Genomic DNA, 24,180 nt, shown 5'->3' with positions numbered 1-24,180 from the left:
CACCTTGGCAGCCGGCTTCCGGCATACAATGGCCGGCATGGACATTTCCGGCTTCCTGCGCAGACACACCACCGCCGCCGTGTTGGTATTGGCGGTATTGCTGGCCTTCGGCTTCCAAGGCAGCCGCGGCATCATCGAGCCCGACGAGGGCCGCTACACCAACGTGGCGCTGCAGATGCTGCAGCACGATGACTGGATCTCGCTGTACCGCAACCGCGACAGCCTGCACTTCACCAAGCCGCCGCTGACTTATTGGGGCGTCGCCGCCTCGGTTTCGGTGCTGGGCCATAACGAGTGGGCCGTGCGTCTGCCGATGGCGGCCGCGTTCGTGCTCTGGGTCTATCTGGCGTTGCGGCTTGGCCGCCTGTTCACGCCCGCGCGGCCTTGGCTTCCGGCGCTGTTGCTGGCCGGCTCGCCGGTGGCGTTCTTGGCCGCGAACTGGGTGAATACCGACACCGTGCTGGCGGCCATGACCGCGCTGGCGATGGCCTGCTACGCGCAAGCGCGCTTCGGCGGCGGCGGACCGGGCTGGCTGGATGCCATGTGGTGCGCGTTCGGACTGGCGTTCCTGACCAAGGGTCCGCCCGGACTGCTACCGTTGCTGGCCGTGCTGGCCTTCGCCGTCTGGCATGGCGAGGCGCGCCGTCTGCTGCGCCCGCTCGGCCTGCTCGGCTTCGCGCTGATCGGCTTCACCTGGTATGCGCTGGTGATCCAACGCCACCCCGGCCTGCTCGATTATTTCCTCGGCCATGAAGTGGTGGCGCGCATCGCCACCGATACCCACAACCGCAATGGCGAATGGTACGGCCCGTTCACGCAATACCTGCCGACCCTGCTGCTCGGCATACTGCCGGCGTTGGCGGCGTTGGCGGTGTACCGCCGGCGCGCGCCGGCGCTGCCGCGCCCGGCGGAAGAAACGCGTTTTCTGTGGCTGTGGTTCGCCCTGCCGCTGACGGTGTTCTGCCTGGCGCAGTCGCGCCTGCCGCTGTATGTGCTCGGCCTGATCTTGCCGGCCGTGCTGCTGTTGGCCCGGCGCTTGGAAACGGCGCCGTTCGGACGCATGGCGGCCATGGCCGCCGCGCTCTGGCTGGCGGCGTTGCTGTCGATCAAAGGCCTGCTGCCGGTGGCGCTCGACCACAAAAAGGACTCGCGCGCCTTCGCCGCCGACATCCGGCCGATGCTGCCCGGCGATCCGGCGCAGATCGTGTTCGTCGAGGACATGTCGCGCAACGGCCTGAACCTGTACTTCGGCGCCGATATCAAGAAGGTCTCGTTCACGCCGCGGCCCAAGCCGATTTCGGATTCGGCCTACGATTCCAGCCTGGCGCAGGAACTGGCGCAACCGGCCGACGCTCGGGTGTTCATTCTCAAGCGCGAGATCGAACAGCGCTTCCTGCACGAGAGCGCGGCGGCCGGCATCGCACCGCGCAAGCTCGGGGAATGGATCGAAGGGCGCAAGCCCGGCCCGCGCGACCGGATGATCTACACCCTGCCCGGCGAATTCGACGGCGCGCAATGAAAAGCCGGCCCTTGTGGCCGGTTTTTCATATGGCGGGAATGCCGGCTTATTGCACGGGCGCGACTACCGGATAGCGCTGGAAGATCTGGCTGACCGCGGACTGTACGGCGCCGGCCGGATCGCGCATGGCCTTGCGGCTGAGCGCGCCCTCCAGCACGCCCTCCCAGACCAGCTCCTTGCGCTTGGCGTCGACCACGTCGATGTTGACGGTGCCGACCCGGTAGTTGCGGGTCGAGACGTCATCGCCGTACAGCGGCACGGCGATGACGCCGCCGCGGTAGCCGTAGTAGCCCATGCGCACCGTCGGCGTGCTGTAGGACTCGCTGCGGGTCTCGACGTTGGAGAAGAAGTTCACCAGGAGATCCGGATCGGCGGCGTCGAACACATAGCCGCGCGCGGCCATCTCGCGGTCGACCGCGGCCTTGAAATGGCTGGTCAGGATGGTCGAGTAGCCGGCCTTGTCGGTACCGGGCTGCTCCACATAGGCATAGCTGCGGTAAGCCGTGAAATCGGTGCCGGCGCGCGTCTGGCTGTCGATCAGCGGGCGGGTGGCGCAGGCGGTCAGGCCGAGGACCGCCGCCAGCAACAGGGTTTTCATCGCGATGCGTTTCATGCAACACCTCCTCATGCGTGTTTCGATTATAGTCCCGGCCGCGTGAAGGGCGCGGCCGGGCTCAGGGCCGTTCAGCCTCCGGCAAGCCGGCCTCGTGCCGGGCCAGATAGATGCCGCTGGCCACGATGATGCCGGCGCCGATGAACACGCGCAGGCCGGGCACCGTCTGCCAGACCAGCAGGTCGAGGCCGAGACCCCAGGCCAAGGCCGAATACTCGAACGGCGTCACCGTCGCCGCCGGCGCCAGCTTGAACGCCTCGGTGATGGTCAGTTGGCCGAGGAAGCCGGTCACCGCCAACGCCGCCAGCGGCCAAAGATGCCGGAGCTCGAGCGCGACCCAGCCGGGCAGCGCCATCAGACCGGCCACCAGCGAGACGCCGAGCAGCATCCAGAACACCATGCTCTCGGAGCTGTCGGTGCGGCTGAGCAGGCGCACGGTGATCGCCGAGCAGGCATAGCATAGCGCCGACGCCAGCACCGCCAAACCGGCCAGGCTGACCAGTCCTGCGCCGCGCGGGTTGAGCACCACCAGCACGCCCAGCAGGCCGACCGCGATGGCGATCCAGCTGGCGCGCGGGACGCGCTCGCCCAGGAACGGGATGGACAGCGCGGCGATCGCCAGCGGCGAGATGTAGAACAGCGCGTAGGCCTCGGTCAGCGGCAGGCTTTTGAGCGCGAACGCGAACAGGGTCAGCATCGCCACGCCGAGCGCCATGCGGAACAGATGCAATGGCCAACGCACCCGCCACAAAGAGCCCCAGGCACCGCGCCAATGCACGTAGGCCAGGATCAGCGGCAGCGAACTGATGGAACGCAGTGCGGTGACCTGGATGGCGGGGAAATCGGCGGTCAGCCGCTTCATCACCGCGTCCATCAGGCTGAAGAACAGGCAGGCCAGCAGCATCATGGCGATGCCGCGGCGGCGGTTGTCGTGTTTCGGATCATGGGCCATCCCGTCATGATTGCACACGCACGGCACGCAGGGCACACTATGGCGACAATTTCCGGAGGAAACATGCCCTCATTCGACATCGTGTCCGAGGTCGACAGCCACGAGCTGGTCAATGCCGTCGACACCGCCAACCGCGAACTCAAGAACCGTTTCGACTTCCGCAACGTCGAGGCCTCCTTCACCCTGGAAAAGACCGTGGTCAGCCTGAAGGCGCCGAGCGACTTCCAGCTGCAGCAGATGCTCGACATCCTGAAGGCGCGCCTGATCGCACGCGGCATCGACATCCGCAGCATGGACGTGGCCGACCCCGAGGTGAACCTGGCCGAAGCCCGGCAGAAGGTGACGATGAAATCCGGCATCGAGCAGAAGACCGCCAAGAAGATCGCGGCCGCGCTCAAGGAAGCCAAGCTGAAGGTCGACTCGCAGATCAACGGCGACAAGCTGAAGGTGATGGGCAAGAAGCGCGACGACCTGCAGGAGGCCATCGCCCTGCTGAAATCGAAGGAATTCGAGCTGCCGCTGCAGTTCGAGAATTTCCGCGACTGACCATGTCCGCGCTCACCGTCTACCACATCCCGGTCTGTCCGTTCTGCCAGCGCGTGGAAATCATGCTGGAACTGAAAGGCCTGCGCGACCAGGTCCGGTTCGAGGCCATCGACATGAGCCGGCCGCGGCCGGCGGACTTCCTGGCCAAGACCGGCGGCAGCACCGCCCTGCCGGTGCTGGAAACCGAAGACGGCCGTATCGTCAAGGAAAGCCTGGTCATCCTGCAGTATCTGGAAGACCGCTATCCGGAGCCGCGCGTCGGCCGGCGCGATCCGTATGAACATGCCGTGGAGAATATGCTGATCCGCATGGAGGGCGCGTTCGGCGCCGCCGGCTACGCCTATGTGCTGAATCAGGATCCGGCCCGCCGCGGTGAATTCCGCGACGCCCTGCTGGCGCAGTACGCGCAGCTGGACGCGTTCCTCGGCAAACACGCACCGGACGGCGATTTCCTGTTCGAACGCTTCGGTCTGGCCGAAACCGCGTTCACGCCGCTGTTCCAGCGTTTCTGGTTCCTGGATTACTACGAGGGCTTCGAGCTGCCCGAGGAGTCGCGCTTCGCCCGCGTCCGGCGCTGGCGCGACGCCTGCCTGGCGCATCCGGCCGCGCAACAGACCTGCCGGGAAGAAATCGTCAAAGCCTATTACGACTACGCCATCGGCACCGGCAACGGCGGCCTGCCGCCCGGACGCCAGCGTTCCTCGTTCGCGTTCGAACCCGACTGGCGCACGCGCCCGTGGCCGCCGAAGGACAAATACGGCCATCGCGCCACGGATGCGGAATTGGGCTTGCTGTAGTAAGCAGGGCTTACGCCATCAGACCGGCATAAGAAAAATTCTGGGGTTATTTTCCAGGACTGACGGCAAAAACGGCCGGCTCCGGCATTGACGCATCTCGGATAGCCCGATTTAATGGCTCAATGTCTTTTTGACTCCGAGCCTATGAGCCTTATTGCGGATTTTATCAGTCAAGTGCAAGCCGTCCATAAAACCGGCGCCGCCACTGAACACTCCTACCGACCGGCATTGCAAACCCTGTTCAGCGGCCTAGCCGATGGCGTAACCGCCCTGAACGAACCCAAGCGTGTGGCCTGCGGCGCACCGGATTTCATCATTCAGCGCGGCGAACTCATCATCGGCCATGCCGAAGCCAAGGACATTGGCATTGGTCTGCGCGGCATGAAGGACGCCAACAAGAACCAGCAGGAGCGCTACAAGAACGCGCTGTCGAACCTGATCTACACCAACTGTCTGGACTGGGATTTCTACCGCAACGGCGAACTGATCGCTTCGGTTACCGTGGCCGATTACCTGCTCGGCATCCAGCCGCGCCCGGATCAGTACGAAAAACTGGAAAACCTGCTGCGCGACTTCATCGGCCAACGGCCGCAGACCATCACCTCGCCACGGGTGTTGGCCGAGAAGATGGCCGGCAAGGCCATCCTGATCAAAGACGTACTGGCCAATGCCCTGAAGGCCGACAGCGAGCTGACAACCGAACTGACCAACCAATACCGGGCGTTCAAGGAACACCTGATCCACGATATTAAGCCGGACGATTTCGCCGACATCTACGCCGAAACCATCGCCTACGGCATGTTCGCCGCCCGCCTGCACGACACCACGCTGGAAACCTTCACCCGCTCCGAGGCGTTGGAGCTGCTGCCAAAATCCAATCCGTTCCTGCGCAGCCTGTTCGCCTATATCGCCGGCCACGACCTGGACGACCGCATCGCCTGGATCATCGACGACCTAGCCGACGTGTTCCAGGCCACCGATGTGAAGAAAATCATGGCCGGGTTCGGCAAGCTGACCGGCCAGCAGGATCCGTTCCTGCACTTCTACGAAACCTTCCTGGCCGCCTACAACCCGGCCAAGCGCAAGGCGCGCGGCGTCTGGTACACCCCGGAGCCGGTGGTGAATTTCATCGTGCGTGCGGTGGATGAGGTGCTGCAGACCGAATTCGGTCTGCCGGACGGCTTGGCCGACACCTCTAAAGTCACGATCGACTGGGATATCGGCCAGACTGACAAGAAAGGCAAACGCGTCACCACCAAGAAAGACGTGCATCGGGTACAGATTTTGGACCCGGCCACCGGAACCGGCACGTTCCTGGCCGAGGCCATCAAGCAGATCGCGCCGAAAGTCAAAAACGTGGCCGAAGGCATGTGGTCGCAATACATCGAAAAGGACCTGATACCGCGCCTGCACGGTTTCGAGCTGCTGATGGCGTCTTATGCCATGTGCCACATGAAGCTGGACATGATCCTGACCGAGCTGGGCTACAAGCCGACAGGAGATAAATCACCGCGTTTGGGCGTGTATCTCACCAACTCGTTGGAAGAGGCGGAACCCGCCAACCAGACTCTGCCGTTTGCGCAGTGGCTTTCCAATGAAGTGAGGGAAGCCAATACGGTGAAGCGTGACATGCCGATTATGTGCATCATTGGCAACCCGCCCTACTCCGGGGAAAGCGCCAACAAAGGCAACTGGATAATGGGCTTGATGGATGCGTATAAGAAGGAGCCCGGCGGCAAAGAAAAGCTGAAAGAGCGCAACCCGAAGTGGATTAACGATGATTATGTGAAGTTCATTCGCTTTTCAGAATATCTGATTGAAAAGAACGGAGAAGGCGTTCTGGGCTTTATTACCAATCACGGCTATTTGGACAATCCGACTTTCCGCGGCATGCGCTGGCATCTACTGAAAACATTCCACAAAATTTATGTTATTGATTTGCATGGAAACTATAAGAAGAGAGAGGTTTCGCCAGACGGCAGTCAAGATAAAAATGTATTTGATATCCAGCAGGGCGTTTCAATTATCATCGCGCTGAAAAATAAGGAAAAGAAAGGCATTGAAGATTTATCTCAAGTTTTTCATTCCGATTTTTGGGGCGATAGAACAAAAAAATATAGCTCTTTACTAGATGGCAGTGTTAAAAATATCAAATGGAATAATTTGACCTGTAAATCGCCTCAATTTGCATTTGTGAGTCGCGACTTTGGCCTTGAATCTTTGTACCAAAATGGTTTTGAATTTCAGAATTTTATGCCAGTTAACTCCGTCGGCATTGTGACCGCACGAGACTCTTTAACGATAGACATTGATAAAGATAGACTTGCAAACCGAATTAAAGAATTTATTACTTTATCGCCGGATGAAGCGCGAGAAAGATATGATCTTGGTCCTGACGCTAGAGATTGGAGCATCATTGGCGCTCAACAAGACATTCTGAAGAATATTTCTCCAAGCAATTTGAAACCGATTGCTTATAGGCCATTTGACTATCGCTGGACGCATTACACAGGAATATCTAAAGGATTTCACTGCAATCCGCGAAATGAAGTCATGCAACACTTATTGCCAAATGACAATATAGCCATAGATATTTGCAGACAAAGCACAAGCCCAAATTGGTCACACGTTTTTATTTGTAATTCCATCACTGATGATAGCTATATTTCAAACAAGTCTAAAGAACGCGGCTACGTTGCACCACTATATATTTCCGCAAATAATGAAATTATTGAAGGTAATCACCGCGTTAATTTCAATGCAAATATTTATTCCCAGCTAAAAAAATTGGCCGCCCACCCAAAACATGGGCAGCCTGATGAAATGGCAGTTTTCGACTATATCTATGGCGCACTGCATTGCCCCGCCTACCGCGAAACCTATGCTGAATTCCTGAAAACGGATTTCCCGCGCATTCCCTGGCCTTCCAGCCCGGATGAGTTCTGGGACGTGTCTGATAAAGGCGGCCAGCTGCGCAAATTGCACCTGATGGACGCTTCGGCCATCGGCACCACGCCGTACGCCCTGAAAGGCGAAGGCGATTCAACCGTGGAGAAAGCCCGCTTTGAAGGCGGCAAAATCTGGATCAACGCCCAGCAATACTTCGAGAACGTGCCGCCAGTTTCCTGGGATTTCTACATCGGCGGCTACCAGCCGGCCCAGAAATGGCTGAAAGACCGCAAAGGCCGCGCGTTGTCGTTCGACGACGTGAAGCACTACCAGAAAATCCTGAAGATCTTGGCGGAAACAGACCGGATCATGAAGACCATCAGCATGAAGCTCGGTGGAGACACGCATTGAAACTGCCTGCGCCAGCCGTCATCTGGATCAACCGACCCGACAATATTCACACCCGGATCGCAGCCTTCACCTGGCCGACCAAATCCGGTTTCGCCTGGCTGGAAGATTCGTATCTGGACCCCTATGGCTGCAACCACGCTTTTCACGCGCTAGAAGGAAAACTCATCGAGCGTAGTGACGGAATCTATCTGGAATTGGACGACGGTTACGCCCTGATTTTCAGCCAGGAACAGGTACGCGCAGACCCGGAGCTGTGCCCGGAGGACATACGCGATGGCCTGATGGGCGTGCAGGCGTTTTTCGCCGAACAGGGCAAAGATTGGGAACAGGAATTTGCGCGCATGACCGAGGAATTAAAGAGCGAGCTTAACCGCTAACGACGGCGAGCTCCTGCTCGATAATGAAAAAGCGGCCATACGGCCGCTTTTTCCGTTTTGAGATGGCGCTGAATTACGGTAGGATTACGCTGTCGATCACGTGGATCACGCCGTTGCTGGCCTTGATGTCGGTGGCGGTCACGTTGGCGCCGTCGATCTTGACCGCGCCGCCGGCCACGGTGATGTCGGCGGCCTTGCCGTTGACGGTGGTGGCGGTGTCCAGCTTGACCACGTCGGCGGCGGTGACCTTGCCCGGCACCACGTGGTAGGTGAGCACGGCGACCAGCGTGTCCTTGTTCTCCGGCTTCAGCAGGTTCTCCACGGTGCCGGCCGGCAGCTTGGCGAACGCGGCGTTGGTCGGCGCGAACACGGTGAACGGACCGTTGCCGTTCAGCGTATCCACCAGGCCGGCGGCTTTGACCGCGGTCACCAGCGTGGAGAAATCCGGATTGCCGGCGGCGACCGCGACCACGGTGCCGGCCGCTTCGGTCTTGCCGCCGTGGTTGTGGGCGGAGGCGGCGGTGGCGCCGAAGGCGATCATCAGGGCGAGCAGGGTTTTATTCATCAGCTTCATGGCATTTCCTTTTCTGTTGCGGAAGGGATGTGCGCTGTGCACCGGCATACGGTGCCGCACGTACCGTGCAGGCCGCGTCATATCGGCGTGAGCGTGTTGTGGTGACGGCGTGCGCGGCGCGTGAAACCGCCTGCGCGGGTGAAGCAGGCGTGAAGGATGGCGCAGCGCGCGCGATGGCGGCCTTGAAAGCACGCCCCATCACCACCAACTGCAGAACAGCTTTATTCCAACTTATCCCTGAAGGATCCCCGCATGACCGACACCGCACCGCTATTCACGCCGATCGCACTCGGCACGCTCGAACTGGCCAACCGCATCTGGATGGCGCCGCTGACCCGCGCACGCGCCGGCGAAGCGCATCTGCCGAACGAGTTGATGGCCGAACACTACGCGCAGCGCGCCAGTGGCGGCCTGCTGATCGCCGAAGCGACCATGGCGATGGAGGGCCACTCGGCGTTCTGGCAGGAGCCGGGCATCTACTCGCAGGAACAGATCGGCGGCTGGCGCAAGGTCACCGATGCGGTACACGCCAAGGGCGGCCGCATCTTCCTGCAGATCTGGCACGGCGGCCGCGCCTGCCATCCGGCATTGAACTGCGGCAAGCAGGCGGTGGCGCCGAGCGCGCTGGCGATCACCGAATACGAAGTGCACACGCCCGAGGGCAAACTGCCGTACCCGGTGCCGCGCGCGCTGGACGATGCCGAACTACCCGGCATCGTGGCCGGCTTCCGCCAAGCCGCCGAGAACGCCAAGGCCGCCGGCTTCGACGGCGTGGAAGTGCACGGCGCCAACGGCTACCTGCTCGACGAATTCCTGCGCGACGGCTCGAACACCCGCAGCGGCCCGTACGGCGGCCCGGTGGAAAACCGCGCGCGCCTGCTGCTGGAGGTGGTGGAAGCGGTCTGCCAGGTCTGGGACAGCACGCGCGTGGGCGTGCGCATCTCGCCGCTGAACGGCTACAACAGCATGCGCGACAGCGATCCGGTCGGTCTGACCGCCTGGCTGGCCAAGCGCCTGAACGATTTCAACCTGGCCTATCTGCACGTGATGCGCGGCGATTTCTACGGCCAGCAACAAGGCGACGTGATGACCGCCGCGCGCGAGAACTACCGCGGCGTGCTGGTCGGCAACATGGGCTATGGCGCGGACGAAGCGGCCGAGGCGATCGCCGCCGGCACGCTGGACGCGGTCGCGTTCGGCACCGCGTTCCTGGCCAATCCGGATCTGCCGGCGCGCATCAAGGCCGGTGCGCCGCTCAACGCCGCCGACCCGTCCACGTTCTATACGCCGGGCGCCAAGGGCTATACCGATTATCCGACCATGGACGCGGCCTGATCGCGCCGCCTGTCACGTAGGCCGGGTTATCAGCCCGGCCTGCGAATCCGCGAATTTCAACCCGGGCCGAAGAGTTTCTCTTCGGCCTCTTCGTTGGGCACGATGCGCCACTCGCCCGGCGCGAGGCCGTCGAGCGTGAGCATACCGGTGCGGCTGCGGTGCAGGCTCAGCACCCGGTTGCCGGTGGCGGCGAACATGCGCCGCACCTGGTGGTAGCGGCCCTCGATCAAGGTCAACCGCGCGTGCCGGGCATCGACGGTTTCCATCACCGCCGGCGCCAGCGGCGTATTCTCGTTTTCCAGCACCAGCGTGCCGGCGGCGAACAACGCCGCCTCGTCGCCTTTCAGGTCTTCCGCCAGTTCCACTTCATACACTTTCGGCAACTCCGCCTTCGGCGAGATGATGCGGTGCAGCAGCTGGCCGTCGTCGGTCAGCAGTAGCAGGCCGGAGGTGTCGCGGTCGAGCCGGCCGACGGTGCTCAGCACCGGATTGCGATAGCGGAAGCGCTCCGGCAACAGGTCGTACACCACGCGGCCGGGATCCTTGGTCGAACAGGTGTAGCCGACCGGCTTGTGCAGCAGGATCAGCGTGCCCTGCGGCGGATCCAGCGGCTCGTCGTCGAGCAGCAGATCGCCATGCGCGACCTCGTCATCGACGCCGACGGTGCTGCCGTCGCGCCGGGTCAGCCAACCGTTGCGGATCAGACGGGTCACGTCCTTGCGTGACCCGTAGCCGAGGTTGGCCAGCAGCTTGACCGGCTTCACCGCCTATTGGCCGCGCGCGGCGGCGTTGGCGTCGCGGGCGGCGCGGAACTCGGAGTCCGCCGACCAGTTCGGCCAGTCGGTCGAATCGGCCAGCTCGCGGCCGAGGGTGTACAGCACCTGCATGTCGCGTTTCAGCGCGGCGAAGGTCCAGGACGGGTCGAACTCGTCGGCCGGCTGGTGGTACTTCTTGGCGGTGTATTCGGCGCGCGCCGCTTGGCCGGCGGCCAGACCGCCCTCGACCAGATCGCTGCCGGCGCCGAACGAAATCGCCGGCACACCGCGCTTGGCCAAAGGGAAGTGGTCGGAGCGGAAGAAGTAACCGGCCTCCGGCTTGCTGTCCGGCACATAGCTCAGGTTCCAGCGCTTGCCGGTATCCACCAAGCGGTCGAGCAGTTCCAGCTTGGCGTTGCCGGAGATGGTGAAGTCGCGGGTCAGCGGGCCCGGGCTGAAGCCGTCCATGTTGATCGCGCCGGCGGTGGTGGCCAGCGGATACAGCGGATTGCTGGCGTAGAACTCGGAGCCGAGCAGGCCCTTTTCCTCGGCGGTGACGGCCAGGAACACCACCGAACGCGCCGGCTTCGGCGCCTTGGCGTAGGCGAAGGCCAGTTCGATCAACGCGGCCAGTCCGGGCGCGTTGTCGCTGGCGCCGTTGTAGATGGTGTCGCCTTCGGCGTCCGGCGCGCCGATGCCCAGGTGATCCCAGTGCGCGGTGTACAGCACGGTCTCGTCCGGACGGCTGGCACCTTCGATGCGGCCGACGACGTTCTTGGACACCACCACCTGCGCATCGACGTCGTACTTGGCCGAGAAGCGCGCGCCGGCGAGTTCGACCGCACGGAAGCCGCGGGTCTGCGCCTGGCGCTTCATGGCCTCGAAATCCAGGCCGGCCTTGGTGAACAGATCGACCGCCAGATCGCGCTGGATCCAGCCTTCCAGCGGCGCGTGCGCCTTGGCCGGCTCTTTGCGCACGATGTCGAACATCACGTTGGTGTTGGAGTTCTTCACCGTCGCCCAACCATAGGAAGCCGGCTCGCTCTCGTGCACGATCAGCGTACCGAGCGCGCCCTGACGCGCCATCTCTTCGTACTTGTAGGTCCAGCGGCCATAGTAGGTCATGGCCTTGCCGCCGAAGTCGCCGCTGTCCTTGCCGAAATCCGGGTCGTTGATCAGCACCACGGCGATCTTGCCCTTCAGGTCGGTGCCGGCGAAATCGTTCCAGCCGCGCTCGGGCGCGCTCACGCCGTAGCCGACGAACACCAGCGGCGCGTTGCGGATGTCGATCGCGGTCTGGCCGTTCATCGCGGCGCGGATGGCGATCTGCTCGCCTTGCGTCAGCGGCGTAACCGTGCCGTTGACGGCCAGTTCGGCCTTGACCGGGCCTTTGATCTGGAACCGGCCCAACGGCACGTCCTGCGTCCACTGGCGCTTGCCGTCCTTGAGGTCGCCGCCCGGCTGCAGGCCGGCCTTCTCGAACTTGTGCACCAGATAGGCGACGGTCTTGTCCTCGCCCGGCGTGTTCGGACCGCGGCCCTCGAACGCATCGGAAGACAGGGTCTGTACGTGCTTGGACAGCCAGGCGGCGTCGAATTCCGGCGCGGTGGCGGCCTGCAGGCCGCCGGCGGCGAACGCGAACAATAACAGGGCACTGCGTTTCATGCGGTTTCCTCTTGCAGATGGATGCGGGTCAAACCCCGACCGGATTGGCTTTCTCGGGATCGATGTTGTAGGTCTTGATGGCGCGCGCCACGTCCTTGGCGCTCATCTTGCCTTCGGCCGCGAGCGCCGCGATGGCGGCGTGCGCGATGTAGTAGCGGTCGACCTCGAAGAACCGGCGCAGGTTGCTGCGGGTGTCGGAGCGGCCGAAACCGTCGGTGCCGAGCACGGTGTAGTGCATCGGCACGAAGGCGCGGATCTGGTCGGCGAACGCGCGCACGTAGTCGGTGGCGGCGATGGCCGGGCCCTGGCGGACCTTCAGACACTGCGTCACGTGCGGCACGCGCGGTTCGCTTTCCGGATGCAGGCGGTTCCAGCGCTCGACGTCGAAGCCGTCGCGGCGCAGCTCGTTGAAGCTCGGGCAGGACCAGATGTCGGCCGACACGCCGAAATCGCGGTCGAGCAGCTCGGCGGCGGCGATGGCCTCGCGCAGGATGGTGCCGGAGCCCATCAGCTGCACGCGCAGCTCGCCCTTCTTCGGCTTGCCGGCGTCCTTGAACAGGTACATGCCCTTCAGGATGCCGTCGCGGCTGCCTTCGGGCATCGCCGGCATCGGATAGTTCTCGTTCATCAGCGTCAGGTAGTAGTACTCGTCGCGCTGCTCCCGCATCATCCGCTGCATGCCTTCCTGCACGATCACGGTCACCTCGTAGCCGAAGCTCGGGTCGTACGAGCGGCAGTTCGGGATGACGCCGGCCAGCAGTTGCGAATGGCCGTCCTCGTGCTGCAGGCCTTCGCCGTTGAGCGTGGTGCGGCCGGCGGTGGCGCCGAGCAGGAAGCCGCGCGCGCGCATGTCGGCGGCCTGCCAGGCCGAGTCGCCGATGCGCTGGAAGCCGAACATCGAATAGAAGATGTAGAACGGCAGCATCGGCTGGTTGTTGGTCGAGTAGCTGGTGGCGGCGGCCAGCCAGCTGGAGAACGCGCCGGCCTCGGTGATGCCTTCCTCCAGCACCTGGCCGGCGGTGTCCTCGCGGTAGTACATCAGCTGGTCGGCGTCGACCGGCTTGTACTTCTGGCCGAACGGCGCGTAGATGCCGATCTGGCGGAACAGGCCTTCCATGCCGAAGGTGCGCGCCTCGTCGGCCACGATCGGCACCACGCGCGGACCGACCTGCTTGTCGCGCAGGATGATGTTCAGCGTCTGCACGAAGGCCATGGTGGTCGAGATCTCGCGCTCGCCGGAATCCTTCAGCAGGCGTTCGAAGGCGTCCAGCGCCGGCACCTCCAGGCTGAGGTCGGACTTCTGCCGGCGCTGCGGCAGATAGCCGCCCAGCGCCTGGCGGCGCGACTTCAGGTACTGCACTTCCGGGGAGTCCTCGCCGGGGTGATAGAAGTCGAGGTTCTCGATCTGCGCGTCGCTGACCGGGATCTGGAAGCGGTCGCGGAAGGTCTTGACCGATTCGGTATCGAGCTTCTTGGTCTGGTGCGTCGGGTTCAGCGATTCGCCGGCCGAACCCATGCCGTAGCCTTTCACGGTCTTGGCCAGGATCACGGTCGGCTGGCCCTTGTGCGCCATCGCCGCCGAATAGGCCGCATGCACCTTGTGCGGATCATGGCCGCCGCGGTTCAGGCGCCAGATGTCCTGGTCGCTGAGCTTGGACACCAGCTCGGCGGTCTCCGGCGTCTTGCCGAAGAAATGCTCGCGGGTGTAGGCGCCGCCGAAGGCCTTGCAGTTCTGGTACTCGCCGTCCACGGTCTGCATCATGATCTGCTTCAGCTGGCCGCCGTGGTCGCGCGCCAGCAGCGGGTCCCAGTAGCTGCCCCAGATCACCTTCAGCACGTTCCAGCCGGCGCCGCGGAAGCTGCCTTCCAGCTCCTGGATGATCTTGCCGTTGCCGCGCACCGGTCCGTCCAGGCGCTGCAGGTTGCAGTTGATCACGAACACCAGGTTGTCGAGGCCTTCACGGCCGGCCAGGGCGATGGCGCCCAGGCTTTCCGGCTCGTCGGTCTCGCCGTCGCCCAGGAAACACCAGACCTTGCGGTCGGTCTTCGGCATCAGGCCACGGCCTTCCAGGTATTTCCAGAAACGCGCCTGGTAGATGGCGCTGATCGGGCCCAGACCCATCGACACCGTCGGCGTCTGCCAGAAGTCCGGCATCAGCCAGGGATGCGGATAGGACGACACGCCGCGGCCGTCGACCTCCATGCGGAAGTTGTCGAGCTGGTCCTCGCGGATGCGGCCCTCCAGGAAGGCGCGCGCGTACACGCCCGGCGAACTGTGGCCCTGGATGTACAGCAGGTCGCCGGGATGGCTGTCGCTCGGCGCGCGCCAGAAATAGTTGAAGCCGACGTCGTACAGGGTGGCGCTGGAGGCGAAGCTGGCGATGTGGCCGCCGAGCTCGCCCGGCTTGCGGTTGGCGCGCACCACCATCGCCATCGCGTTCCAGCGGATGATCGAGCGGATGCGCCACTCCATCGCCGGGTCGCCGTCCATCGGCGGCTCGTTCTCGGCCGGGATGGTGTTGATGTACTGCGTGGTCGGGTGGAACGGCAGGTTGCCGCCGGCGCGCCGGGTCAGCTCGACCATGCGCTCCAGCAGCACGTGCGCGCGCTCGGCGCCGTCATGGTCCAGCACCGCTTTCAACGATTCCAGCCATTCGCGGGTCTCGTTCGGGTCGGGGTCGTTCTGCAGCACGTCGTTGATCCAAGTCATGATGTCATTCCGTTTATCGTTCTGTAGTTATGTGTTGCGTGTGTTTGCGGTCGCCGGCGCGGCGCTTCAGGCGCCGCGTTGCTCGCGGATCTGGGCGTCGACGGCGGCGATGGCGGTCATGTTGACCACCCGGCGCACGGTCGCCGACGGCGTCAGCACGTGCGCCGACTTGGCCATGCCCATCAGCACCGGGCCGATGCCGATGCCGTCGGTCATCACCCGGGTCAGGTTGTAGGCGGTGTTGGCGGCGTCCAGGTCGGGCATCACCAGCAGGTTGGCGGCGCCGGTCAGGCGCGAATCCGGGAACAGGCGCTCGCGGATCTCCGGCCGCAGGGCGGCGTCGACGTGCATCTCGCCCTCGACCTCGAGCCGCGGCGAACGCTCCAGGATCATGCCCAGCGCCTCGCGCATCTTGCGCGCGCTGGCCGAGTCGGACGAACCGAAGTTGGAATGGCAGACCAGCGCCACCTTCGGCGTGATGCCGAACAGGCGCATGCGGAACGCCGCCTGCAGCGTGGCCTCGGCGATCTGGCGCGCGTCCGGGTCGTTCTGCACATGGGTGTCGGTGAAGAACAGCGGGCCCTTGTCGCTGATCACCACCGACATGGCCGAGACCGCGCTGACCTGCGGGTCGATGCCGATGATGTCGATCACGTGCTTGAGCTTGCCGTTGTACTTGCCGACGATGCCGCACAGCATGGCGTCGGCCTCGCCGCGCTTGACCATCAGCGCCGCCACCACGGTGCCGCGCGAACGCACGATGGCCTTGGCCGCCGGCGGGCTGACGCCGCGGCGCGCCATGATCTGCAGGTAGTGCTGCCAGTAGTCGTTGAAGCGGGGGTCGTCGTCGATGTTGGTCAGTTCGAAATCGTCGCCGGCCTTCAGGCGCAGGCCGAGCTTCTCGATCCGGCGTTCGATCACCGACTTGCGGCCGACCAGGATCGGGCGCGCCAGGCCTTCGTCGACCACGGTCTGCACCGCCTGCAGCACGGTCTCCTCCTCGCCCTCGGCGTACACCACGCGCTTCAGGTCGGCGCGCGCGCGCTCGAACATCGGCCGCATCAGCAGGCCGGTGCGGTACACGAACTGCGACAGCTGCTCGCGGTAGGCGTGGATGTCGGCGATCGGCCGGGTGGCCACGCCGGACAGCATGGCCGCCTGCGCCACCGCCGGCGCCAGCGAGATCAGCAGGCGCGGGTCGAACGGACGCGGAATCAGGTAATCGCAGCCGAATTTCGGGGTCTCGCCGCTGTAGGCCGCGCCCAGGTCGGAGGCTTCCTTGCGCGCCAGTTCGGCGATGGCGTACACGCAGGCGCGCTTCATGTCCTCGTTTATGCAGGTCGCGCCGACGTCGAGCGCGCCGCGGAAGATGTACGGGAAGCACAGCGCGTTGTTGATCTGGTTCGGGTAATCCGAGCGGCCGGTGCCGATGATGGCGTCCGGACGCACCGCCTTGGCGGCGTCCGGCAGGATCTCCGGATACGGATTGGCCAAGGCGAAGATGATCGGACGCTCGGCCATGGTGGCGACCATCTCCGGCTTGAGCACGCCGCCGGCCGACAGGCCGAGGAAGATGTCGGCGCCGGCCACGATCTCGGCCAGCGTGCGCTTGTCGGTCGGCCGTGCGTAGCGCGCCTTGTCGGCGTCCAGACCGTCGCGGCCTTCGTACAGCACGCCGTCGCGGTCGATGGCCAGGATGTTCTCCGGCTTCAGGCCGAGCGAGACCAGCATGTCGAGGCAGGCGATGCCGGCGGCACCGGCGCCGCTAGTGGCGAGCTTGACGTCCTCGATGTTCTTGCCGGCCACGTGCAGGGCGTTGATGACCGCGGCACCGACGATGATGGCGGTGCCGTGCTGGTCGTCGTGGAACACCGGGATCTTCATGCGCTCGCGCAGCTTGCGCTCGACCTCGAAGCATTCCGGGGCCTTGATGTCCTCCAGATTGATGCCGCCGAAGGTCGGCTCCATGCTGGCGATGATGTCGACCAGCTTGTCGGGGTCGTTCTCGTCCAGCTCGATGTCGAACACGTCGATGCCAGCGAACTTCTGGAACAGCACGCCCTTGCCTTCCATCACCGGCTTGCCGGCCAGCGGCCCGATGTTGCCCAGACCGAGCACGGCGGTGCCGTTGCTGATGACCGCGACCAGGTTGCCGCGCGCGGTCAGCGTGCTGGCTTGGGCGGGATCGGCGACGATGGCCTCGCAGGCGTGCGCCACGCCGGGCGAATAGGCCAGGGCCAGGTCGCGTTGGGTGACCATCGGCTTGGTGGCGCTGACCTTGATCTTGCCGTGCGGCGCCATCCGGTGGTATTCGAGTGCCGCTTGCTTGAAATCTTCGTCTGACATGGGGTTTTCCGGGAATCGGGCGCGATTAGTGCCAACGCTCTATTGTACCCAATGCCGGGGGCGGGGGCTTAACCCGGCCCAACGGCTAGCGGCGGCCGTATTTGTCCTTCACGTGGCGCTTGACCTTGGCGCTCAGCGCCTTGTCCTGGGTCCGCCGCTCGGCCAGGGTCTGCGCCGCCGAATCGCGTTCATCCTTGAGCTTGCAGTAGTGCTGGTAGCGCTCCAGGGTCAGCCGGCCTTCGCCGATGGCCGCCTGCACCGCGCAACCGGGCTCGTTGCCGTGGCTGCAGTCGCTGAACCGGCACTGTCCGGCCAGTTCGTCCAGTTCGGCGAACAGGCCTTCGTCGAAGCGCTCATCGCCGCTGAGCTTGAGTTCGCGCATGCCGGGCGTGTCGATCAGGCAGCCGCCCTGCGGCAACGCGATCAACGCCCGATGCGTGGTGGTGTGTCGGCCCTTGGCGTCGGCCTCGCGCACGCCTTGGGTCTTCATCTTCTCCACGCCGAGCAGGGTGTTGGTGAGTGTGGACTTGCCGGCGCCGGAGGAACCGACCAGCACCGCCGACTTGCCCGGCGACAGGTACGGATGCAACACCGCGACCTGGGCCGGATCCTTGGCGTTCAGGGCGTATACCGGAATGCCGCTGTCGGCCAAAGCCGCCAGCTGGCCGGTGTACTGCGCCGGATCGCCGCATTTGTCGAGCTTGCTCAGCACCAGCACCGGGCGCGCGCCCGAAGCCGCGATCAACAGCAGGTAGCGCTCGATGCGCTTGGCGTTGAAGTCGGCGTCCATGCCGCTGACCAGCAGTACGTGGTCGATGTTGGCCGCGATCAGCTGTTGCTGGTAGTGTTCGCCGGCGGCGGCGCGCTTGAGCAGGGCGTGGCGCGGCAGTACCGCCAGGATCTGCTTGCCGGCGGCATCCAGCGCCACCCAGTCGCCGACCACGGCACGCGCTTCCGGGTCGGCGCGCGGCCGCAGCCAACCGGCTGGCGCCTGGGCACGGAAACTGTGCCCGGGATACTGCGCCAGCTCGTAACCGCTGCGGTGTTGGGCCACGACTCGCGCCAGCCGCGCGCCCGGCCAGGGCGCCAGCGCCTCGGCTATCGAGGCCTGCGGCGGCCAACCGATGGCGGCGAAATCGACCGACGCCTCACTCATTCCGCCAGCGCCTTCCAAGCCATCGGCAGGGCGTCCAGCACGTCGCCGGCGGTCATGCCGGGCGCGGTCAGCGCCTCGCAAGCCAGTTCGCCGGCCACGCCATGCAACCAGGCGCCCAAGCGCGCGGCCTCGAACGGCGTCAGGCCCTGCGCCGCCAAGGCGCCGATCAAGCCGGACAGCACGTCGCCGGTGCCGGCGGTGGCCAAGCCGGGCCCGCCGCTGGCGTTGTGTTGGTTGCGCACGCCGTCGGTGACCAGCGTGCGATGGCCTTTCAGCACCAGCACCGCATCCAACTCGGCGGCATAGGCGGTGGCTTCGGCTTCGAGCGCGGCGCGCTCGCTACAGACGCTGCCGAGCAGGCGCTGCATTTCACCAGCATGCGGCGTCAGCATCCGGCTGCCGGCCGGCGCGCGCAGGCGTTCGCGCGGCAGGCCGGCCAACGCGTTCAGTCCGTCGGCATCCAATAGCAGCAGACGCGGGAAGCTCTGCCACAACCGCTCGACCAGATCGGCCAGCGCCGGTCCGCGGCCCATGCCCGGCCCGCACACCACCACATCGGCTTTCTGCGCCAGAGCCAACAGGCCGTCGAGGGCTTCGGCGCCGAAATGGCCGCCGCCATCTTCGGGCAAACCGTGCACGATCAGCGCCGGGTCGAACCCCGCCACCACCGGCGCGATGGCCTGCGGCACAGCGATCTCGACCACCCCGGCGGCGCCGCGCAGCACGGCCATGCCGGCTAGGGCCGGCGCGCCCGCCATCGACCGACTGCCGCCGATCACCAGCACGCGGCCGAAATCGTACTTATGGCAATCCGGTGCGCGCGCCAACAGCCGGTGGGCGGCGGCAAGCAAATCCTGCGGCAAGGGCGGAAACGGGGCATCCATGCCGCTATGGTAACGGCAATCGGTGCGGAATCGGTCTATCATCGGCGCACCACCACCGTTCCGGGACAGACTATGCACCGCCTGCTCGCGCTTGGCGACTCCTATACCATCGGCGAATCCGTGGCGGCGGACGATCGCTGGGTGGAACAGTGGGCGGCGGCGATGACCGCGGCCGGTCACGCCATCGAACGGCCGGTGCGGGTGATTGCGCAGACCGGCTGGACCGCCGATGAGCTGGCGGTCGAGATCGCGCGGCAGATGCCGCTCGGCCAATGGGACCTGGTGACCCTGATGGTCGGCGTCAACAACCAGTACCGCGGCCGGCCCGTGGCCGAATACCGCGGACAGTTCGATGCCTTGCTGGAGACCGCCATCGGCTTGGCCGGCGGGCGCGCCGACCACGTGCAGGTGCTGTCCATCCCCGACTGGGGACAGACCCCGTTCGGCGCCGCCAGCGGCCGCGACCTGACGGCGCTCGCAGGCGAGATCGACGCCTTCAACGCCGTCGCCCGCGACGTCTGCGACCGCCACGCCGTCGCCTTCCTCGACATCACCGGCCTGACCCGCGCGCATAGCCGCGATCCGGCCATGCACGCCGCCGACGGCCTGCATCCTTCCGCGGCCATGCATCGGCTGTGGGCCGAGGCTTTACTTTGCACTGGAAAGTTCGGTAGATTGTGACTACGCGTGGAAAGAGGGTCTTGCCGCCATGAATGCCATCAATACAGCATTGCTCACCGCCGCCTGTGTGGCGCTTACCGCCTGTAGCGGCAGCGTCAACGTCGGCGGCAACGATACGCCGCAGCAACGCGCGGCCGCCGCCTGCGAGGCCGAAGCCAAGACGCGCCTGGGCGAGAAGACCTACCAGATCGACGGTACCGCCCTGACCCAAAGCGCAAAACGGGTCGACGACCAGTGGGACCTGCGCGGCCCGATCACGGTGAATCCGGGCCTGCGCGACGAAGCCAAGCAGACCTTGGAATGCCGCGTGCGCGCGCAGGACGGCAAAGCGGCCGAAGTCACCTATATCAACTTCATTTTCTGAATCCGGCCGGTCGTTTCGACAGGCTCGACGACCGTCGCATTCCTACCGCTCTCTGAACCCGTCGAAGGGCGCTTTGCTCAATCGAAGCGCAGGTGCTTGACCGACTTGCCGTGGCGGCGAATCAGCTTCAGCGCCTCGATGCCGATGGTGATGTGCGATTCGACGAAGTTCTCGGTGACCTTGCGGTCCGAAGCCTCGGTCTTGACGCCTTCCGGGATCATCGGCTGGTCGGAGACCAGCAGCAGCGCGCCGCAGGGGATGGAGTTGGCGAAGCCGGCGGCGAAGATGGTCGCGGTCTCCATGTCGATGGCCATGCAGCGCAGTTTGCGCAGGTAGGCCTTGAAGTCCTCGTCGTGCTCCCAGACCCGGCGGTTGGTGGTGTACACGGTGCCGGTCCAGTAGTCGTGGTCCAGGTCGCGGATCATGGTCGAGATCACGCGCTGCATGGCGAACGCCGGCAGCGCCGGCACTTCCGGCAACAGGTAGTCGTTCGAGGTGCCCTCGCCGCGGATGGCGGCGATCGGCAGGATCAGGTCGCCGAGCTGGTTCTTCTTCTTCAGCCCGCCGCACTTGCCCAGGAACAGCACGGCCTTCGGCGGCAGCGCGCTGAGCAGGTCCATCATGGTGGCGGCGTTGGCCGAACCCATGCCGAAATTGATCATGGTGATGCCGTCGTGGGTCGCGCTCGGCATCGGCTTGTCGCGGCCCACCACCTCGGCGCCGGTCAGGCGGGCGAAGGTGTCGAGGTAGCCGCCGAAGTTGGTCAGCAGGATGTGTTCGCCGAAGGCCTCGAGCGGAAGGCCGGTGTAGCGCGGCAGCCAGTTGCTGACGATGTCTTGCTTGTCTTTCATGCAGGTCTCCTTTCCGCATATTGTGACATGCGTCGTCGATTGCGGCGAAATGTGCGGCCGGATCCGCTCCGGTATTGGCAGCGCCGGACTTCTGCTATAGGGTATCGGTTCCACCGGAGGAACCCATGAGACACATACCGCTTTACCTGGCCCTCGCCGCCGCCTTGGCCAGCGCCCCGTTGCAGGCCAAAAAAGACCGCAACCCCGCCCCGCCGCCGGCCGCGCCGGAAACCTATGCCAGCACCTACAAGCCCGTCCCGTACGGTCCTGTGCTGCTGCGCGGCGCCACCGTGCTGACCGGCACCGGCGAGCGCCTCGACGGCGCCGACGTGCTGATGCGCGACGGCAAGATCGTGGCCGTCGGCCCGAACCTGGAAGCGCCGGCCGACGCCCGCGTGCTGGACGCGCGCGGCAAATGGGTCACCCCCGGCATCATCGACACCCACTCGCACCTGGGCGTGTATCCGAGCCCGGGCATCGCTTCCACCGGCGACGGCAACGAGATGACCAACCCGAACACCGCCGAAGTCTGGGCCGAACACTCGGTCTGGCCGCAGGACGCCGGCTTCTCGAAAGCCATGGCCGGCGGCGTGACCAGCCTGCAGATCCTGCCCGGCTCGGCCAACCTGATCGGCGGCCGCAGCGTGATCCTGAAGAACGTACCCTCGGTCAGCGTGCAGGGCATGAAATTCCCCGAAGCGCCCTACGGCGTCAAGATGGCCTGCGGCGAGAACCCGAAACGGGTCTACAGCAACCGCGGCCCGGCCACCCGCATGGGTAACATGGCCGGTTACCGCGAAGCCTTCATCGCCGCCGAGGGCTACCGCAAGCAGATGGACGCCTACCGCGCCGGCAAAGGCGACGCCCCGCGCCGCGACCTGCAGAACGAAACCCTGGCCGGCGTGCTCAGCGGCGATATCACCGTCAACATCCACTGCTACCGCGCCGACGAGATGGCCCAGATGATCGACCTGTCACGCGAGTTCGGCTTCAAGATCGGCTCCTTCCATCATGCCGTGGAGGCCTACAAGCTGGCCGAGGTGCTGGCGCGCGAGAACATCTGCGGCTCGCTGTGGGCCGACTGGTGGGGCTTCAAGCTCGAGGCCTTCGACGGCATCGAGGAGAACATCGCCATCGTCGACCGCGCGCCGGGCGGCTGCGCCATCGTGCATTCGGATTCCTCGGAAGGCATCCAGCGCCTGAACCAGGAAGCCGCCAAGGCCATGGCCGCCGCCAAGCGCGCCGGCATCGAGATCGCGCCCGAACACGCGATCCGCTGGCTGACCTACAACGCCGCGAAATCGCTGCGCATCGAAGACAGGACCGGCACCCTGGCGCCGGGCAAGATGGCCGATGTGGTGGTCTGGAGCGGCAATCCGTTCTCGACCTACGCCAAGGCCGAGAAGGTCTACATCGACGGCGCCCTGCTGTTCGACCGCGACGACCGCGCGCGGCAGCCGAAAGCGGACTTCATCATCGGACAGGAGGCCCAACCATGAACCGCCGCATCGCATTCCTCGGCCTGATGGCCGTCGCCTTCTCCGCCCACGCGCAGAACCTGCTGATCCGCAACGCCACCGTACACACCGCGGCCGCGCAGGGCACGCTGAAGGGCGCCGACGTGCTGGTGCAGAACGGCAAGATCGCCGCCGTCGGCCGCAACCTGACGGCGCCGGCCGGCACCGCCAGCTTCGACGCCGGCGGCAAGCCGCTGACGCCGGGCCTGTTCGCCGGCGTCAACGACATCGGCCTGGAGGAGATCAGCGCCGAAGACACCACCGTGGACGCCAACCTGGAGCTGAAGACCGGCGATTCGGGCCTGATCGAAACGCTGCGCCCCGAGTTCGACGCTACCCGCGCCTTCAATCCGCGCTCGACCCTGATTCCGGTCGCGCGCGTGGGCGGCATGAGCTTCAGCGCCGTGGCCACCAACGGCAGCCTGCTGCCGGGCCAGGGCGGCGTGATGCGCCTGGACGGCGGCCATGAGCCGCTGCGCCGGACGCCGTTCATCAGCATCGGCAGCGGCAAGCTGCGCCAGAGCGGCGCCACCCGCGCCGCGCAGTTCATGCTGCTGGAGCAGGCCTTCGCCGAAGCCAAGCTGCCGGTGCCGGGCGACGAGCGCCTGCTGACCGCCGCCGGCCGCAACGCGCTGAACTCCGCGGCGCTGAACAGCCGGTTCCTGGTGTTCGTGAACCGCGAAGCCGACATCCGCGAATCCCTGCGCATGGCGCGCAAGGCCGGCATCCGCATCGCCATCGTCGGCGGTAGCGAAGCCTGGCTGCTGGCCGACGAACTGGCCGCCGCCAAGGTGCCGGTGTTCCTCGACGCGCTGGACAACCTGCCGGCCAGCTTCGAGCAGATCGCCGCCAGCGAAGAGAACGCCGCGCGCCTGCACCGCGCCGGCGTGGCGGTCAGCTTCATCAACGGCAACGACGCCTCGCACAGCGCCCGCAAGCTGCGCCAGATCGCCGGCAACGCGGTGGCCAACGGCCTGCCGTGGGAAGCCGGTCTGGCCGGCCTGACCTCGGTGCCGGCACGCGCCCTGGGCGTGTCCGACCGCGTCGGCAGCATCGAAGTCGGCAAGACCGCCGACCTGGTGCTGTGGACCGGCGACCCGCTGGAGGTGAGCTCGACCGCCGAAGCCATGTGGCTGGCCGGCAAGGCCACGCCGCTGGTCTCGCGCCAGACCCGACTCCGCGACCGCTACCTGGCGCCCGCCGGCGACCTGCCGCGCGCCTACCAACCCTGAAGGAAC

Annotated in this window: 20 protein-coding genes; 10 read left to right on the top strand and 10 right to left on the bottom strand. The window is 65.2% G+C overall.

What is annotated here, in order from left to right; genetic code table 11:
* Positions 1 to 28: 28 nt before the first annotated feature.
* Positions 29 to 1,519, top strand: a complete 1,491-nt coding sequence (locus tag IEV56_RS04610) for an ArnT family glycosyltransferase (RefSeq protein WP_188448268.1) — start codon at positions 29 to 31, stop codon at positions 1,517 to 1,519.
* A 46-nt stretch (positions 1,520 to 1,565) separates the two neighbouring features.
* Here the strand turns inward: IEV56_RS04610 and IEV56_RS04605 are convergent, their stop codons facing one another.
* Complete coding sequence (locus IEV56_RS04605) at positions 1,566 to 2,132, bottom strand: DUF4136 domain-containing protein (RefSeq protein WP_229730184.1); 567 nt, start codon at positions 2,130 to 2,132, stop codon at positions 1,566 to 1,568.
* A gap of 61 nt (positions 2,133 to 2,193) precedes the next feature.
* Positions 2,194 to 3,084, bottom strand: coding sequence for a DMT family transporter (locus tag IEV56_RS04600; protein WP_229730183.1), 891 nt, complete (start codon positions 3,082 to 3,084; stop codon positions 2,194 to 2,196).
* A 63-nt stretch (positions 3,085 to 3,147) separates the two neighbouring features.
* On the opposite strand from IEV56_RS04600, the gene IEV56_RS04595 reads away from it, so the two are divergent.
* The 4 genes from IEV56_RS04595 to IEV56_RS04580 all read left to right on the top strand — a co-directional run bounded on the left by IEV56_RS04595 (position 3,148) and on the right by IEV56_RS04580 (position 8,104).
* Positions 3,148 to 3,630: a YajQ family cyclic di-GMP-binding protein gene (locus tag IEV56_RS04595; protein ID WP_188448264.1), complete on the top strand. Its 483-nt coding sequence runs from the start codon at positions 3,148 to 3,150 to the stop codon at positions 3,628 to 3,630.
* A 2-nt stretch (positions 3,631 to 3,632) separates the two neighbouring features.
* On the top strand, positions 3,633 to 4,427 hold the full coding sequence (locus IEV56_RS04590; protein WP_188448262.1) for a glutathione S-transferase family protein: 795 nt from the start codon (positions 3,633 to 3,635) through the stop codon (positions 4,425 to 4,427).
* Positions 4,428 to 4,571: 144 nt separating this feature from the next.
* Positions 4,572 to 7,727: a type ISP restriction/modification enzyme gene (locus tag IEV56_RS04585; protein WP_188448260.1), complete on the top strand. Its 3,156-nt coding sequence runs from the start codon at positions 4,572 to 4,574 to the stop codon at positions 7,725 to 7,727.
* Entirely contained in the window at positions 7,724 to 8,104 is a 381-nt protein-coding gene (locus tag IEV56_RS04580) for a hypothetical protein (protein ID WP_188448258.1), read from the top strand. Before IEV56_RS04585 ends, IEV56_RS04580 begins: the two co-directional genes overlap by 4 nt.
* Before the next feature lie 73 nt (positions 8,105 to 8,177).
* Here IEV56_RS04580 and IEV56_RS04575 read toward each other — a convergent pair whose 3' ends face one another.
* A complete protein-coding gene (locus IEV56_RS04575; protein WP_188448256.1) occupies positions 8,178 to 8,678 on the bottom strand; it encodes a fasciclin domain-containing protein in 501 nt (166 codons plus the stop codon).
* A gap of 252 nt (positions 8,679 to 8,930) precedes the next feature.
* Between IEV56_RS04575 and IEV56_RS04570 the strand changes: the two genes are divergently transcribed.
* A complete protein-coding gene (locus IEV56_RS04570) occupies positions 8,931 to 10,013 on the top strand; it encodes an alkene reductase (RefSeq protein ID WP_188448254.1) in 1,083 nt (360 codons plus the stop codon).
* 56 nt (positions 10,014 to 10,069) lie between these two features.
* Here the strand turns inward: IEV56_RS04570 and IEV56_RS04565 are convergent, their stop codons facing one another.
* The 6 genes from IEV56_RS04565 to IEV56_RS04540 all read right to left on the bottom strand — a co-directional run bounded on the left by IEV56_RS04565 (position 10,070) and on the right by IEV56_RS04540 (position 19,571).
* Positions 10,070 to 10,777 (bottom strand): 16S rRNA pseudouridine(516) synthase, encoded by a 708-nt coding sequence (locus IEV56_RS04565; protein ID WP_188448252.1) that lies wholly within the window; start codon positions 10,775 to 10,777, stop codon positions 10,070 to 10,072.
* Positions 10,778 to 10,780: 3 nt separating this feature from the next.
* Positions 10,781 to 12,433, bottom strand: coding sequence for a M28 family metallopeptidase (locus IEV56_RS04560; RefSeq protein ID WP_188448250.1), 1,653 nt, complete (start codon positions 12,431 to 12,433; stop codon positions 10,781 to 10,783).
* Positions 12,434 to 12,461: 28 nt separating this feature from the next.
* A complete protein-coding gene (gene aceE / locus IEV56_RS04555) occupies positions 12,462 to 15,143 on the bottom strand; it encodes a pyruvate dehydrogenase (acetyl-transferring), homodimeric type (RefSeq protein ID WP_188448248.1) in 2,682 nt (893 codons plus the stop codon).
* Between the two features lie 66 nt (positions 15,144 to 15,209).
* Positions 15,210 to 17,489, bottom strand: a complete 2,280-nt coding sequence (locus tag IEV56_RS04550) for an NADP-dependent malic enzyme (RefSeq protein ID WP_188448246.1) — start codon at positions 17,487 to 17,489, stop codon at positions 15,210 to 15,212.
* A gap of 85 nt (positions 17,490 to 17,574) precedes the next feature.
* Positions 17,575 to 18,645 (bottom strand): ribosome small subunit-dependent GTPase A, encoded by a 1,071-nt coding sequence (gene rsgA / locus IEV56_RS04545; RefSeq protein WP_188448244.1) that lies wholly within the window; start codon positions 18,643 to 18,645, stop codon positions 17,575 to 17,577.
* Positions 18,642 to 19,571 (bottom strand): NAD(P)H-hydrate dehydratase, encoded by a 930-nt coding sequence (locus IEV56_RS04540; RefSeq protein WP_188448242.1) that lies wholly within the window; start codon positions 19,569 to 19,571, stop codon positions 18,642 to 18,644. Before IEV56_RS04540 ends, rsgA begins: the two co-directional genes overlap by 4 nt.
* Positions 19,572 to 19,601: 30 nt before the next feature.
* Between IEV56_RS04540 and IEV56_RS04535 the strand changes: the two genes are divergently transcribed.
* On the top strand, positions 19,602 to 20,210 hold the full coding sequence (locus IEV56_RS04535) for an SGNH/GDSL hydrolase family protein (protein ID WP_188448240.1): 609 nt from the start codon (positions 19,602 to 19,604) through the stop codon (positions 20,208 to 20,210).
* A gap of 28 nt (positions 20,211 to 20,238) precedes the next feature.
* Positions 20,239 to 20,574: a hypothetical protein gene (locus IEV56_RS04530; protein WP_188448238.1), complete on the top strand. Its 336-nt coding sequence runs from the start codon at positions 20,239 to 20,241 to the stop codon at positions 20,572 to 20,574.
* A 77-nt stretch (positions 20,575 to 20,651) separates the two neighbouring features.
* On the opposite strand, the gene IEV56_RS04525 is transcribed toward IEV56_RS04530, so the two are convergent.
* Positions 20,652 to 21,425, bottom strand: a complete 774-nt coding sequence (locus IEV56_RS04525; RefSeq protein ID WP_188448236.1) for an AMP nucleosidase — start codon at positions 21,423 to 21,425, stop codon at positions 20,652 to 20,654.
* 125 nt (positions 21,426 to 21,550) lie between these two features.
* Here IEV56_RS04525 and IEV56_RS04520 point away from each other — a divergent pair, with 125 nt between their 5' ends.
* Together IEV56_RS04520 and IEV56_RS04515 are read left to right on the top strand one after the other, a co-directional pair.
* Positions 21,551 to 22,924 (top strand): amidohydrolase, encoded by a 1,374-nt coding sequence (locus IEV56_RS04520; protein WP_188448234.1) that lies wholly within the window; start codon positions 21,551 to 21,553, stop codon positions 22,922 to 22,924.
* Positions 22,921 to 24,174: an amidohydrolase family protein gene (locus IEV56_RS04515; protein WP_188448232.1), complete on the top strand. Its 1,254-nt coding sequence runs from the start codon at positions 22,921 to 22,923 to the stop codon at positions 24,172 to 24,174. The genes IEV56_RS04520 and IEV56_RS04515 overlap by 4 nt, the downstream gene beginning before the upstream one ends.
* The last annotated feature ends 6 nt before the right edge of the window (positions 24,175 to 24,180 follow it).

Origin of the sequence: Arenimonas maotaiensis, assembly GCF_014638745.1 — a bacterium.
Lineage (GTDB): Bacteria > Pseudomonadota > Gammaproteobacteria > Xanthomonadales > Xanthomonadaceae > Arenimonas > Arenimonas maotaiensis.
This window is presented reverse-complemented; position numbering and strand designations above follow the sequence as displayed.

Bases quoted from the DNA above. Each gene is read 5' to 3' on its own strand.
- IEV56_RS04610 (WP_188448268.1), top strand. From the start codon at position 29: ATGGCCGGCATGGACATTTCCGGCTTCCTGCGCAGACACACCACCGCC.
- IEV56_RS04605 (WP_229730184.1), bottom strand. From the start codon at position 2,132: ATGAAACGCATCGCGATGAAAACCCTGTTGCTGGCGGCGGTCCTCGGC.
- IEV56_RS04600 (WP_229730183.1), bottom strand. From the start codon at position 3,084: ATGGCCCATGATCCGAAACACGACAACCGCCGCCGCGGCATCGCCATG.
- IEV56_RS04595 (WP_188448264.1), top strand. From the start codon at position 3,148: ATGCCCTCATTCGACATCGTGTCCGAGGTCGACAGCCACGAGCTGGTC.
- IEV56_RS04590 (WP_188448262.1), top strand. From the start codon at position 3,633: ATGTCCGCGCTCACCGTCTACCACATCCCGGTCTGTCCGTTCTGCCAG.
- IEV56_RS04585 (WP_188448260.1), top strand. From the start codon at position 4,572: ATGAGCCTTATTGCGGATTTTATCAGTCAAGTGCAAGCCGTCCATAAA.
- IEV56_RS04575 (WP_188448256.1), bottom strand. From the start codon at position 8,678: ATGAAGCTGATGAATAAAACCCTGCTCGCCCTGATGATCGCCTTCGGC.
- IEV56_RS04570 (WP_188448254.1), top strand. From the start codon at position 8,931: ATGACCGACACCGCACCGCTATTCACGCCGATCGCACTCGGCACGCTC.
- IEV56_RS04560 (WP_188448250.1), bottom strand. From the start codon at position 12,433: ATGAAACGCAGTGCCCTGTTATTGTTCGCGTTCGCCGCCGGCGGCCTG.
- aceE (WP_188448248.1), bottom strand. From the start codon at position 15,143: ATGACTTGGATCAACGACGTGCTGCAGAACGACCCCGACCCGAACGAG.
- IEV56_RS04550 (WP_188448246.1), bottom strand. From the start codon at position 17,489: ATGTCAGACGAAGATTTCAAGCAAGCGGCACTCGAATACCACCGGATG.
- rsgA (WP_188448244.1), bottom strand. From the start codon at position 18,645: ATGAGTGAGGCGTCGGTCGATTTCGCCGCCATCGGTTGGCCGCCGCAG.
- IEV56_RS04540 (WP_188448242.1), bottom strand. From the start codon at position 19,571: ATGATAGACCGATTCCGCACCGATTGCCGTTACCATAGCGGCATGGAT.
- IEV56_RS04535 (WP_188448240.1), top strand. From the start codon at position 19,602: ATGCACCGCCTGCTCGCGCTTGGCGACTCCTATACCATCGGCGAATCC.
- IEV56_RS04530 (WP_188448238.1), top strand. From the start codon at position 20,239: ATGAATGCCATCAATACAGCATTGCTCACCGCCGCCTGTGTGGCGCTT.
- IEV56_RS04525 (WP_188448236.1), bottom strand. From the start codon at position 21,425: ATGAAAGACAAGCAAGACATCGTCAGCAACTGGCTGCCGCGCTACACC.
- IEV56_RS04520 (WP_188448234.1), top strand. From the start codon at position 21,551: ATGAGACACATACCGCTTTACCTGGCCCTCGCCGCCGCCTTGGCCAGC.
- IEV56_RS04515 (WP_188448232.1), top strand. From the start codon at position 22,921: ATGAACCGCCGCATCGCATTCCTCGGCCTGATGGCCGTCGCCTTCTCC.